Origin of the sequence: Bradyrhizobium genosp. A, assembly GCF_049949275.1 — a bacterium.
Classification (GTDB): Bacteria; Pseudomonadota; Alphaproteobacteria; order Rhizobiales; family Xanthobacteraceae; genus Bradyrhizobium.
In genome coordinates this window covers 2,119,531-2,132,709 of the sequence record NZ_CP188196.1, presented here as the reverse complement: position 1 = coordinate 2,132,709, position 13,179 = coordinate 2,119,531, and the positions used below count along the sequence as shown (strand labels likewise).

The 13,179-nt window shown below is 65.1% G+C and carries 10 protein-coding genes and 1 pseudogene; 8 read left to right on the top strand and 3 right to left on the bottom strand.

Annotated elements, in window-relative coordinates; genetic code table 11:
* Window positions 1-85 precede the first annotated feature (85 nt).
* From ACP2YP_RS09935 to ACP2YP_RS09920, 4 genes are read left to right on the top strand one after another with little or no spacing between them, the layout of a single operon-like run.
* On the top strand, window positions 86-1,084 hold the full coding sequence (locus ACP2YP_RS09935; protein WP_426423950.1) for an AAA family ATPase: 999 nt from the start codon (window positions 86-88) through the stop codon (window positions 1,082-1,084).
* A complete protein-coding gene (locus tag ACP2YP_RS09930; RefSeq protein ID WP_426423949.1) occupies window positions 1,084-2,028 on the top strand; it encodes a DUF58 domain-containing protein in 945 nt (314 codons plus the stop codon). The genes ACP2YP_RS09935 and ACP2YP_RS09930 overlap by 1 nt, the downstream gene beginning before the upstream one ends.
* Entirely contained in the window at window positions 2,025-4,838 is a 2,814-nt protein-coding gene (locus ACP2YP_RS09925; RefSeq protein ID WP_426423948.1) for a DUF4159 domain-containing protein, read from the top strand. The genes ACP2YP_RS09930 and ACP2YP_RS09925 overlap by 4 nt, the downstream gene beginning before the upstream one ends.
* 7 nt (window positions 4,839-4,845) lie before the next feature.
* Window positions 4,846-6,909, top strand: coding sequence for a hypothetical protein (locus ACP2YP_RS09920; RefSeq protein WP_426423947.1), 2,064 nt, complete (start codon window positions 4,846-4,848; stop codon window positions 6,907-6,909).
* A 55-nt stretch (window positions 6,910-6,964) separates the two neighbouring features.
* On the opposite strand, the gene ACP2YP_RS09915 is transcribed toward ACP2YP_RS09920, so the two are convergent.
* The 3 genes from ACP2YP_RS09915 to ACP2YP_RS09905 all read right to left on the bottom strand — a co-directional run bounded on the left by ACP2YP_RS09915 (window position 6,965) and on the right by ACP2YP_RS09905 (window position 8,347).
* Complete coding sequence (locus ACP2YP_RS09915; RefSeq protein WP_426423946.1) at window positions 6,965-7,123, bottom strand: hypothetical protein; 159 nt, start codon at window positions 7,121-7,123, stop codon at window positions 6,965-6,967.
* A 36-nt stretch (window positions 7,124-7,159) separates the two neighbouring features.
* Window positions 7,160-7,795, bottom strand: a complete 636-nt coding sequence (locus ACP2YP_RS09910; protein ID WP_426423945.1) for a DUF1007 family protein — start codon at window positions 7,793-7,795, stop codon at window positions 7,160-7,162.
* Window positions 7,796-7,945: 150 nt separating this feature from the next.
* A complete protein-coding gene (locus tag ACP2YP_RS09905; protein ID WP_426423944.1) occupies window positions 7,946-8,347 on the bottom strand; it encodes a hypothetical protein in 402 nt (133 codons plus the stop codon).
* Between the two features lie 270 nt (window positions 8,348-8,617).
* On the opposite strand from ACP2YP_RS09905, the gene ACP2YP_RS09900 reads away from it, so the two are divergent.
* The 4 genes and pseudogenes from ACP2YP_RS09900 (at window position 8,618) to ACP2YP_RS09885 (ending at window position 13,155) form a co-directional block, all read left to right on the top strand.
* Window positions 8,618-8,821: a hypothetical protein gene (locus ACP2YP_RS09900; RefSeq protein WP_426423943.1), complete on the top strand. Its 204-nt coding sequence runs from the start codon at window positions 8,618-8,620 to the stop codon at window positions 8,819-8,821.
* Between the two features lie 78 nt (window positions 8,822-8,899).
* Window positions 8,900-9,169, top strand: a pseudogene (locus ACP2YP_RS09895) (GTP-binding protein); the annotation flags it as partial.
* 202 nt (window positions 9,170-9,371) lie between these two features.
* Window positions 9,372-9,758 carry a DUF2946 domain-containing protein gene (locus ACP2YP_RS09890; RefSeq protein ID WP_426423942.1) on the top strand — a complete coding sequence of 129 codons (387 nt, stop codon included), beginning with the start codon at window positions 9,372-9,374 and terminating at the stop codon, window positions 9,756-9,758.
* 121 nt (window positions 9,759-9,879) lie between these two features.
* Window positions 9,880-13,155, top strand: a complete 3,276-nt coding sequence (locus ACP2YP_RS09885) for a TonB-dependent receptor domain-containing protein (RefSeq protein ID WP_426423941.1) — start codon at window positions 9,880-9,882, stop codon at window positions 13,153-13,155.
* The last annotated feature ends 24 nt before the right edge of the window (window positions 13,156-13,179 follow it).

Below are 13,179 nucleotides of genomic sequence, written 5' to 3'. Positions count from 1 at the left end.
AGTCTAGCATAGGGCCAATGATCCGGCGTGATGAGATAATTTGACGACGCAGAAAAGCCGCGTGGCAGGCTTAAGGAGCTAACGGATGGCGGAAAGTGTCGAGAAGCTCGAAGACGGTGTCGTCCGTTCGGCCGAGCAGGTGTCGAGCCAGGTGCGCGCGGCAAAGGACGCGATCGCATCGGTGATCTTCGGCCAGGATCGCGTGATCGAGAACACGCTGGTCACCATCCTCTCCGGCGGCCACGCGCTCTTGATCGGCGTGCCCGGGCTTGCCAAGACCAAGCTGGTCGAGACGCTCGGCGTTACGCTCGGTCTCGATGCCAAGCGCATCCAGTTCACGCCTGACCTGATGCCGTCGGACATTCTCGGCGCCGAAGTGCTCGACGAGAGCACCACGGGAAAACGCTCGTTCCGCTTCATCTCCGGTCCGGTGTTCGCGCAGCTGCTGATGGCCGACGAGATCAACCGCGCCAGCCCGCGCACGCAATCGGCGCTGCTGCAGGCGATGCAGGAGCAGCACATCACCGTCGCCGGCGCACGCCACGATCTGCCAAAACCGTTCCACGTGCTCGCGACCCAAAATCCGCTGGAGCAGGAAGGCACCTATCCGCTGCCTGAAGCGCAGCTCGACCGCTTCCTGATGGAGATCGACGTCGACTATCCCGATCGCGACGCCGAGCGCCGCATCCTGTTCGAGACCACCGGCGCCGAAGAGACGCTGGCGAAGGGCTCGATGACCGCTGACGCGCTGATCACCGCGCAGCGGCTGGTGCGCCGCCTGCCGGTCGGCGATTCCGTGGTCGAGGCCATCCTGTCGCTGGTGCGTTCGGCCCGTCCGGGCGCCGAGAGTGGCGAGACCGGCAAGTTCATCGCCTGGGGTCCCGGCCCGCGCGCCAGCCAATCCTTGATGCTGGCCGTGCGCGCCCGCGCGCTGATCGACGGACGTCTCGCGCCCTCGATCGACGACGTGCTCGACCTCGCCGAGCCCATATTGAAGCACCGCATGGCCTTGACGTTCCAGGCACGCGCCGAAGGCCGCACGATTCCCGACGTGATCAAACAATTGAAGACACGGATCGGTTGATGGCCGCAGAGACCGGGCACACGGCGAAGGAGACATTAGCGATCCGACGTGCCGATGGCGAAAGCCGTACGCTCGCCGCTTCGCTGCCGCGCCTGGTGCTCGAGGCCCGCCGGATCGCCGCCAACGTCATCCATGGCCTGCATGGCCGCCGCCGCGCCGGCTCCGGCGAAAATTTCTGGCAATACCGCCGCTTCGTCTCCGGCGAGCCGTCGCAGAATGTCGACTGGCGCCGCTCGGCGCGTGACGACCATCTCTATGTCCGCGAGCTCGAATGGGAAGCCTCGCACACGGTCTGGATCTGGCCTGATCGTTCGCCGTCGATGGCGTTCGCCTCGAAGACCGCGCGCGAGTCCAAGCTGGAACGCACGCTGATCGTCGCTTTCGCGCTGGCCGAGCTGCTGGTTGCGGGCGGCGAGCGCGTCGGCATTCCCGGATTGATGGCGCCGACCGCAAGCCACAGCGTCATCGACAAGATGGCGCAGGCGATGCTGCATGACGATGCCGACCGGCTGAGCCTGCCGCCATCCTTCGTCCCTGCGGCGCTGGCTGAGACGATCGTGCTGTCGGATTTCTGGTCGCCGATCGCGGAGATCAGGACCACACTCGCCGGCCTGTCCGGCTCCGGCGCGCATGGCACGCTGGTGCAGGTGGTCGACCCCGCGGAGGAATCGTTTCCCTATTCGGGCCGCGTCGAGTTCGTCGAGCCCGAGGGCTTTGGCGTGATCACCGCCGGGCGCGCGGAGAGCTGGGCGCAGGATTACACCGCGCGGCTGGCGCTGCACCGCGACCAGATCCGCGCCGAGACCAACAAGCTCGACTGGCTGTTCACGACGCATGCGACCGACCGTTCGGCGGCCGAACTCCTGCTGTTCCTGCATGCCGGCATGCAGGTGAGCAAGTCGGGCGGGCGCACCACCTCGATCAAGGCGGGGCCGGCCGCATGATGGGATTGCCGCTCGCCTTCACCGAACCGCTGCTCCTGATCGGCCTCGTCAGCCTGCCGGTGCTGTGGTGGCTGTTGCGCGTGATGCCGCCGCGGCCGCGCCGCATCGAATTTCCGCCGACACGCCTGCTGTTCGACATCTCGCCACGGGAAGAGACGCCGTCGCGGACGCCATGGTGGCTGACCGCACTGCGGCTGCTCGCTGCAGCCCTGGTGATCTTCGCCGCCGCCGGCCCGATCTGGAATCCGCAGACCGGCCTTGCGGCCAGCAAGGCGCCGCTGATGATCATGCTCGATGATGGCTGGAGCGCCGCATCGAACTGGGACACGCGGATCCGGGCCGCCGACGAGCTGATCGCCAACGCCGACAATGACCGCCGCGCGATCGCGCTGGTGCCGCTGTCCGAGCCGAACCGCGACATCACGCTGATGCCGGCGGGCGCGGCGCGGGTTGCGCTGCGGCAGATCGTGCCGAAACCCTATTCGATCGAGCGCGTTGACACCCTCACCGCGATCGATCGTTTCCTGAAAGCGACCGGCGACTGCGAGATCGCCTGGCTGTCTGACGGCGTCGACACTGGCCGTGGCGAAGAGTTCGTGCAAGGGCTCGGCAAGACCATCGGAGATCGCAGCTTGACGGTGTTCGAGGGCGGCACCTCCTCCCCGCTGGCGCTGGTCGCGGCGGAAAACGCGGCAGCGAAGATGACGGTCAAGGTGCTGCGCACCGACAGCGGCATTGCTGCCGGCACCGTGCGGGCGCTCGACCAGAAGGCCTCGCCGATCGGTGAGGCGCGCTTCACCTTCGGACTGCAGGACAAGGAGACCGAGGCGGCGTTCGACCTGCCGGTCGAGCTGCGCAACGACATCTCGCGGCTCGAGATCTCCGGCGAGCGTTCGGCCGGCGCGGTGCAGCTGCTCGACAAACGCTGGCGGCGGCGTGCCATCGGCATCGTCTCGGGCGCAAGCAGCGAGACCGCGCAGCCGCTGCTGGCACCCACCTTCTATCTCACGCGCGCGCTGGCGCCGTTCGCCGATGTGCGGCTCGCCGACAAGGGCTCGCCGCAGCAGGGCATCACGCAGTTTTTGGACCAGAAGCTGCCGATGATCATCCTGGCCGATGTCGGCACGGTTGCACCCGAATTGCGCGAACGGCTCAACGCCTGGATCAACCAGGGCGGCGTGCTGGTGCGGTTCGCAGGCCCCCGTCTGGCGCAGGCCGAAGACGATCTCGTGCCGGTCAAGCTCCGCAAGGGCGGCCGCACGCTCGGCGGCAGCTTGACCTGGGAGAAGCCGCAGCATCTCGCCGCGTTCGCCGCCGACGGTCCGTTTGCCGGCGTTATCGTCCCCAAGGATGTCACCGTGAGCCGGCAGGTGCTGGCCGAGCCCGATGCGGTGCTCGCCACCAAGAGCTGGGCCTCGCTCGAAGACGGCACGCCGCTCGTGACCGGCGAGCATCGCGGCAAGGGGCTGGTCAGCCTATTCCATGTCAGCGCCGACATGCGCTGGTCGGATCTTCCGATGTCCGGCACCTTCGTCGAAATACTCAGGCGTGTCGTCGACATGTCCGGCTACACCTCCAAGCCTGGCGCCGGCGTTGCCACTGAGGCCAGCACCGAGACGCTGGCGCCGCTGCATCTGCTCGACGGCTTCGGTGCTTTCGGCCCGCCGCCGGCCACCGCCAAGCCGCTGACGGCTGATTATCGCGACCGCGCCACGCCGGACCATCCGCCCGGCTTCTACGGTCCGGCAGAAGGACCGCTCGCCGTGAACACGCTCGCAGCCGCCGACCGCATCGCAGCCCTCAACACCGCAGGTCTCCGCGCCCGGCACGCCACCTACACCAACGCCGAGCCGCGCGACTTGCGCGGCTGGCTGCTGTCGACCTCGCTGGCGCTGTTTCTGGTCGATGCCATCATCGTGGCGCTGCTCGGCGGCGGCCTCGACGCGCTGCTGCGCCGCCGTGCTGCGCCTGCCATGATCCTGCTCGGGCTCGTGCTCGCGGGCGTCGCGGTGCTGACGCCGACGCCGTCGCGCGCCGACAGCGTATCGGACGAGTTCGCGATGAAGTCGACGTCGCAGACGCGCCTCGCCTATGTCGTCACCGGCAATGCCGACGTCGATTCCATCGTCAAGGCCGGCATGTCCGGCCTGACGCTGTTCCTGGCGCAGCGCACCGCGCTCGAGGCCGGCGATCCCGTCGGCATCGATCCCGCGCGTGATGAGATCGCTTTCTTCCCGCTGATCTACTGGCCGATCATGCCGGGCGCGCCAAAACCGCCGCAGGACGCCATCAACAAGATCGACGCCTATATGAAGCAGGGCGGAACCGTGATCTTCGACACCCGCGACGCGGTCGAGGCCACGCCCGGCGAGAACGGCGCATCGCAGACGCCGGGCATGCAGGCCTTGCGCGAGATCCTGTCCTCGCTCGACGTGCCCGAACTGGAGCCGGTGCCGCGCGAGCATGTGCTGACCAAGACCTTCTATCTCTTGCGCGACTTCCCCGGCCGCTTCAACTCGGGCGAGACCTGGGTCGAAGCGCTGCCGCGCGACGACGACGACGAGAGCGCACAGCGGCCCGCGCGCGGCGGCGACGGCGTTTCGCCGATCATCATCACCTCCAACGACCTCGCCGGCGCCTGGGCGCTCCGTCCCGACGGCCAGCCGATGCTGCCGCTCACGCCCGGCGAACCGCGCCAGCGCGAATTCGCCTACCGCGCCGGCGTCAACATCGTGATGTACACGCTGACCGGCAACTACAAGGCCGACCAGGTGCACGCACCGGCCCTGATCGAGCGTTTGGGGCAATAGGACAGAGATGAATTACGGCATCGCCTTCACGCCGCTGGTTCCCGCGATCGTCCTGTGGATCGCGCTCGCTGCGATCGTGGTCATCGCGATCGTACTGCTGCTTGCTCGGGCGCGCGGTGCGGCGGTGCGCGTCGCTGCGCTGGCGCTGTTCTTGCTGGCGCTCGCCAATCCCTCCTTCACGCGCGAGGACCGCGATCCCCTCACCTCGGTCGCCGCCGTCGTGGTCGACAAGAGCCCGAGCCAGAATTTCGGCAAGCGCAACCAGGAAGCCGCGAGGGCGCAGGAGGCGCTGGTCGACAGCCTGAAGAAGATCAAGGGACTTGAAGTGCGCGTCGTCGATGCCGGACAGGCCGACGGCGAGACCGACGGCACGAAGCTGTTCGGCGCGCTGGCCTCAGCACTGTCGGACGTTCCGGTCGACCGCGTCGCCGGCGCGTTCCTGATCACCGACGGCCGCGTTCACGACATCCCCGCCAACGCCGCCGCGCTCGGCTTCCAGGCGCCGGTGCAGGCCCTGATCACCGGACAAAAGGACGAGCGCGACCGCCGCATCGCGATCACGGCGGCACCGCGCTTCGGTATCGTCGGCCAGAACCAGACCATCACCTACAAGCTCGACGACCAGGGCGTCACCGGCGAGCGCGCCAAGGTCACGGTCCGTCGCGATGGCGAGGTCATCAACGAGCGCACGCTCTCGAGCGGCCAAAGCGCCAGCGTCGACGTCGAGATCAAGCATGCCGGCCCGAACATCGTCGAGATCGAGGCCTCGCCGCTCGAGCGCGAGCTGACGCCGGTGAACAATCGCGCCGTGGTCGCCATCGACGGCGTGCGCGACAAGCTGCGCGTGCTGCTGGTATCCGGCGAGCCGCATTCCGGCGAACGCACCTGGCGCAACCTCTTGAAGTCCGACGCCAGCGTCGACCTCGTGCATTTCACGATTCTAAGGCCGCCGGAGAAGCAGGACGGCACGCCGATCAACGAATTGTCGCTGATCGCGTTTCCGACCCGCGAGCTGTTCCAGCAGCACATCAACGAATTCCAGCTGATCATCTTCGATCGCTACGCCCGCCAGGGCGTGCTGCCGATCGCCTATTTCGACAACATCGCGCGCTATGTGCGCTCGGGCGGCGCCGTGCTGGTCTCAGCCGGCCCCGATTATGCCTCGACCACCAGCATCTGGCGCACGCCGCTCGACGCGGTGCTGCCGGCCGAGCCGGTCGGCGTCACCGAAAAGCCGTTCTATGCGCATCTCTCCGACATCGGCAAACGCCATCCCGTCACGCGCGGGCTGGAGGGCTCGGCGTTCGAGCCGCCGCACTGGAGCCGCTTCTTCCGCACCGTCGAAACCCGCAATTCGGTCAACCCGCCGGTGATGACGGGCGCGGACGGCAAGCCGCTGCTGTTCCTGTCGCGCTTCGGCGAAGGCCGCGTCGCGCTGCTGCTGTCCGACCACATCTGGCTGTGGGCGCGGGGCTATGAGGGCGGTGGTCCGCATCTCGATCTGCTCAGGCGGATGTCGCACTGGCTGATGAAGCAGCCGGATCTCGATGAAGAAGCGCTGCGCCTGCAGGTGCAGGGCAAGGATCTCGTGGTGGTGCGCCAGACCATGGCGGACAGCGTCCAGCCGGTGAGCGTGACCTCGCCCTCCGGTGTCTCGCATGACCTGACGCTCAACCCCGGCGACCCCGGCGAGTGGCGCGCCAGCCTGCCGGCCAGCGAGCTCGGCCTGTGGCAGGCGACCGACGGCACGCTGAAGGCGCTGATCAATGTCGGCCCGACCAATCCGAAGGAGTTTTCGGAGGTCACCTCCACGACCGACACTTTGAAGCCGCTGACGCAGGCCACCGGCGGCAATTCCGTGCGGATCGCGGATGGCGGGAGCGTCGAGCTGCCGCGCATCGTGCCGGTGCGCTCGACCAGCGTCTTCTCAGGCGACGGCTGGATGGGCGTGCGGATGCGCGACGCCAGCGTCGTCAAGGGCGTCGGTGTGCTGCCGATCTTCGCCGGCCTGATCGGCCTGTTGCTGCTGCTCGGCGCGTTCGCCGCGACGTGGCTGCGCGAAGGGCGCTGATCCCGCTCCTTGTTAAGGCACCGACGTGCTGCGGAGGCAAACTCGCCAGCGAAGTCTATCCGGTAAACATCCAGAGGCGCTCGCTCTCGAGATAGCCGGCGAGCAATAATGCTCCGAACGCGACGATAAGCGCCGAGGCGCCCACTTCGATCGCTCGCATGGCGAGCATGCCGATTCCGGAGACCATACCGGTCGTGCAGGTCGCGAGAATCACGGTCCAGGCAGCCCAGGAGAATTTGCGGGAATTTTGTCACGGGCACTTCACCTGGATTTTGTTGGCGAAGATTTCTCCATAGGTGCTGGAGGAATCGAGCGGCACGGCATCGAGTTGGCTGAGCCGCGCCTGCTCGGCCGGCGTCGGCTGGTGCGGGAGATCGTAGGTCACGGCGCATTGCGGCGCGCCGCTCAAGGAGACCGGCTTGTCCTTGGCGAATTCGAAGTCCACGAAGATGGTGGGGTCGTAGACCTCGATCTGCATGGCGTTGGCAGAGGCCGCCGCTCTCAGAGGCAAGGTGAAGTGCAGGGTCAGCGCGGCGTTCTTGTATTCGAGCCAATACTCGACAGGGTCGCCGAACTTCAGCTTCTTGCCGTCGGCGCGCGCGTAGGTGAAATAAGCGTACTCCTTCAGGGAATCCATGTTGGTCTGGGCCAGCGAGGCCAGCTCCTCGCGCGTGTACTGTCCTTTTTTGGCGTGGGAGATGCCCTGAAGCGCATAGGCCGAAAACATGTCGTCGAACGTCCAGGCATGACGGACGCCTGTCATCTTGCCGTCGGCCGCGTAGAGCACTTCGCTGTGGAACGTCACCCAGACGTGGGGATGCGCCTCCGCACGGTCCACAAGCGACCAAAGCAGAATGACTGCGCAGCAGTAAGACATCAGTTTCATGATGATGTGTTCGCCGAATCGAGAGATTGAGCACCCGCAGCAGCGGAGACGGTGACTTAAGGCCCTTGTCGTACGCGCGAGCTGCCGCAGGCATGCGCACGCGCGCTACTCTGGGGATATCCTGGCAAGCACGGAGAGCGTTGTCGATAATCAGAGGGCCGGCGGCGCGCGCGACAGGAATGCCGCACGGCGCTGTCGAAATATTCGATCGGAAACCGGGTTGAACGCACGATCAATTGCGGCGAACTGCAGCGAATGCGGATGTGCCGCCGCAGCCGGCAGCGAAGAGTTCGAGAGCAGGAAGCTCGAGAAGCAGATTTGACAGCGGTCCTCGTCATCGGCCAGCCGCGACGGGAGCTTCTCGAGGGTTTGCAGGGCCGAGCGGTTCTGTCCGACGCTTGCGATATCGGCGCGGTCGAACCCTGAAGAAGCGAGATCGTGCTTGTGGACGTGGGCGAAGGACAGCGCGAGCTGCAGCATCAACGCCATCAGCGCGAGATACGCTCCGCATCGCCGGACGAACCTTGCCGGCGCGATGTTCGCTCCTGCCAAGAGAGCTGTTCCCTTCTGGTGGTTCTGCAGCTTAAGAACCAGTGGCGCCATACCTGGCCGCTTGCGCGGCGATCGTGGCGCAATGGACGCGGAGAATGTGGCGACCGAGGGGCTTTCAGCGGCCCCAACGAAGTGGCACTTGGTCGGCGCAGTCGCCCCACATTCGACGATTGGACGCAGACGCCCGAAGCGATGCATTGCGGCTTGACGACCTCGGCCAAGGCGGTGTAGCTGAATGTAATGTTATAACATTACATATCCAGAGCGGCCATGTCCAAGCCTCTGATCTCCAAGCCTCTGATCGGGGAAATCCTCAGCCTGCCCGTCGGCCCCGAGACGACAGTTTGCAAGGCTTTGACCGCGGACGTGGTCATTCGCGGCGTCGACTTCAGGCCCAGACGTCGGGAGCGAATCTATGACGCAGACAAGATCTGGTCCGGGGACCACACGATGCTGGACTACACCGAGATCTGAGCCCGTTGCGCCGCGGAGCTCGATGCGGAAGCGCCCGCAAGCCTGTCCTCGACTGTCCACGTCCGATTCGGAGTGTTCATGAGCAAGCCCCAAATCGCGGGCGACCGCCGTCTCCCCGTCACCGTCCTGTCCGGATTCCTTGGCGCGGGCAAGACCACGCTGCTCAACCACATCCTCAACAACCGTGACGGGATGAAGGTCGCGGTCATCGTCAACGACATGAGCGAGGTGAACATCGACGCCGAACTAGTGAAGCACGACGGCGGACTCTCGCGTACCGACGAGAAGCTGATCGAGATGTCAAACGGCTGCATCTGCTGCACGCTTCGCGATGATCTCCTGAAGGAAGGCCTGATCGGCAGTCGAAGCGGAGGCGATCGGCCCGAAATTGCCGGCTACCAGGAGGACGCCGGCGTCCGACGAGCCGGAAATGCAGATCTCCGTCACCAATTGGCCACAACGCGGAACATTCGAGTTTTCGACGCGGCCACCGCCAATTGACCGGAGAGCCCGGTCAGATAACATTGCGGACTTAGGATAGCGGTTTGGGATGCGCTGGTTTCGGAAACATATCGGGCAAGGTTCGTGGCTCGCACTGGTTGCGCTGGCCATCAACTTCACGCTCGCTTTGGGTCACGTCCATACGCTGGACGGGCGCGCGTCCGGACACCCTCTGTTGCTGGCTCTCGGGGCGGCTGACAGCGGTCCAAGTGAAACCGGCCAAAGCCAGAACCATCCTGCGAACCATCCCGACGACGATTTTTGCCCGATTTGCATGGCCGTCGCCGCGATGGGCAGCGCGCTGGCCCCAACGCCTCCGGCGACGCTGCCGATCGAGCTGGCCGAGGCAGCGATCGATCGCCCGGTCGATCGATTGCTCTCGGCACCGCGTCCCCCGCGCGCCAGCTTTCAGTCGCGCGCGCCTCCGATCTCCTGACGTCAAAGCTTCGATCCATAGCTAGCGCCGCGTAATAGGGCGCGCCGCGGGCCCAGGAGCGAAGCTCCTTTCGCCCGCGCGCCGTCGCCTTGCGGAAAAGTGTGTTGTCAGGACTTCTCAAATGAATAGCCCTTCCTCGTTGCGTGCGTTCCGCGTCCTGCTCATGTCAGCATCCTCGCTGACTCTCGCGACCCTTTGGAGCGCGGGCGCGATGGCGCAGAACGACAACGCGACGCCCGGCACCGCCACGCCGCAGCCGACCGCTTCTCCAGCCGCAACGCCCTCGCCGACGCCGCAAGCGACGGAAACACCCGCTCCCGCGCAGCCGGCAGCGCAAGCGCCGCAGCAGCAGGCCGCTCCCACTGCCGGGCCCGGAACAACCGTGCTGCCGGAAACCCGCGTGGCCGCGCCGGTCGAGCGGCGGCGGCCGCGCACGCCACCGCCGACGACGGCAAGGCAGGTCACGACCAATCCGCCCGCGACCGTGCCGACGCAGGCGCAGGCCGAAGCCGCAGCCAATCGTCAGGTCGTCCAGCAGACCCAGAATTTCGACCAGCGGCGTGACAGCGTCATCCTGCCGAAGACCGGCACGACGAACTACCAACTCAACCAGAGGGACCTCGAGACACTCCCGCAGGGAAGTGCCGCCCAGCTCAGCGACATCGTGCTGCAATTTCCGGGCGTCTATCAGGACTCGACGAGCGCCGGCGATTTCCACATTCGTAACGAGCACGCCAACGTTCAGTACCGGATCAATGGCATCCTGCTGCCCGACGGTGTTTCCGGATTCTCGCAGCTTCTGGAGACCTCCTTCATCAGCAACATACAGTTGCTCACCGGCGCGCTGCCGGCGCAATACGGCCTGCACACGGCGGGCGTGCTCGACATCACCTCGAAGAGCGGAGCCGCGCTGTCCGGCGGCAGTGTCAGCATCTATGGCGGCAGCCGCCAGACCATCACGCCCAGCTTCGAATATGGCGGGGTCGCGGGAAACACCGACTATTATGTCGCCGGCCGCTATCTCAACACCGGCCTGGGTCTTGAGAACCCACTACCATCCCTCAACGCCATTCACGATCATTCCGAACAGGGACGCTTCTTCGCTTATACGTCGACGGCTCTCGATCCGCAGACGCGCGTCGTCACCATTTCCGGCTTCGGCCTGACCCGTTACCAGATTCCCAACAATCCCGGGCAGCCGGGCAACGCCGGCGGCTTTTGCACCGACCCGGCCTGCAGCACCTATACCGCTTTTGGCAAAAGCGACTTTGATTCGGCGACCCTCAATCAAAACCAGTACGAGAAGAACGCCTACAACGTCATTGCCTGGCAGAAATCCGAAGGCAATTTCGATGCGCAGCTTTCCTATTATTCGCGCTACAGCGATCTTCACTTCGTTCCCGACCCGGTCGGTGATCTCTTCATCAACAACGTCGCATCGGACGTTTATCGCAGCTCGTTCCTGAACGGCGTTTCCGGCGATTTTTCCTACCGCTTGAACGAGGCGCACACCGTTCGTGCCGGTTTCTACACGCACGGCGAGCAGACCAGGATCGCAACCACAAGCACGGTTCAGCCGCTCGATCCGACCGATCCGACCGGGATGACGGCGTTCGACACGCCGGTCAACATTCTCGACAAGAGCAATCTGTTTGGCTGGCAGGTTGGCGCCTATGCTCAGGACGAGTGGCGGCTAACCCGCGAGCTCACGCTCAATTACGGCCTGCGGTTCGACCAGATCTTCCAATACACTGATGCCAACCAGTTCAGTCCCCGTGCAAGCCTGACCTACAAGCCATGGTGGTCGACCGTTCTGCACGTCGGCTACATGCGCACGTTCCAGCCGCCGCCCCAAGTTCTTGGTCGAACGATTCCAACCGACATTTTCAACGGGACGACTGCGGCCGCTCCGACCGTGACGGCCGATCAGGCCGCCGTGCTGCCCGGCCAGGTGGCCGGCCAGCCGCTTCAGAATATCGGCGCGATCCAACCCGAGCGGGCGGATGTCTACGACGCGGGTTTCACGCAGCAGCTGCTGCCGCAATGCCCGACGAGCGCTGGCGCGATGCCGACCAAAGCGCCCGTTGCAGCCGCAAATTGTCCGAGTCTGGAGGTCGGCGGCAGCGTCTACTACAAGAAGGCCAGGGATCTGCTTGACGATGGGCAGTTCGGCCAAGCCTATGCGCTCACCGCGTTCAACTACGACAGAGCGGAAAATTACGGCGCCGAGGTGAAATTCAGGTTCAGATGGGGCGGCTTCTCTGCCGACACCAGTTGGGCGTGGGGGGTGCAGCACGCACACACTGTCGTCTCAAACCAGACCCTGTTTAACCCGGACGACCTGGTCTACATCCAGAACCATTGGATCCACACCGACCACGATCAAACCTACACGGGTTCGGGGAGGGTCGCATACCGGTGGTTCGACACCAGCAGCTGGTTGGACGGCACCACTGTAAGTGCGTCCTTCATCTACGGCAGCGGCCTGCGCACAACTCTGGACGGAGGGTGTCCCAACTGCGACCACCTGCCGTCCTATTGGCAGGTCAACACCGGCGTGTCGCACGAGTTTATCAATGGCTGGAACGGACTGCCGGTTACGGTGCGGTTCGACGTCGTCAACGTGGCCGACTACATCTACCAAATCCGCAATGGCAGCGGCATCGGCGTGTTTGCCTCGCAATACGGACCGCGCCGCGGATATTATTTCGGCATCTCGCAAAAGATCGGCGGACCGGAAAGGACTCCCGGCGTCCTGGGTGCCTTCTACACCAAGGCCCAAGCCCCGATTGCCTATCATTGGGAAGGCGCTTATCTCGGTGCCAACTTCGGAAGCGCACTGAGCGCGGGCGAGCATGTGCTCACGCCGATCGGCCCGGGCGCGACAAATCCGGCCGGCGCGCTGGGCGGCTTGCAGTTCGGTTACAATCATCTGGTTGCGCCGAACTGGCTGGTCGGCCTCGAGGCCGAACTCGACTGGACCTCGGCGCAGGGCAAAGCCAATTTCATCGATCCCGCCGGAACGGCCGCATTGTCGATGACCAGCGATCACAACTGGTATGACACGTTGAGCGGCCGGATCGGTTATGTCATGGGACCGCTGATGCTGTATGCAAAGGGCGGCGCCGCCTGGATGAATGCGGATTACCGCATGGACGTGAACAGCGGGCTCGACGGCACATCCGTGGTCAGCACGACCAGGCCCGGCTGGCTCGCCGGCGGCGGCGTGGAATATATGCTGGGGTCGCGCTGGTCGGCCAAGCTGGAGTATAATCATCTCGACTTCGGCAGCAAAACCTTGGGGCTCGCAACCCCGTTCGGCAATAGCGTGACCGTCGAGACCGCGGTCGACCAGGTCAAAGCCGGCGTGAACTATCACCTGGACGGACTACTTTGACAGGGTTTCGCGGAACCTAGAGCT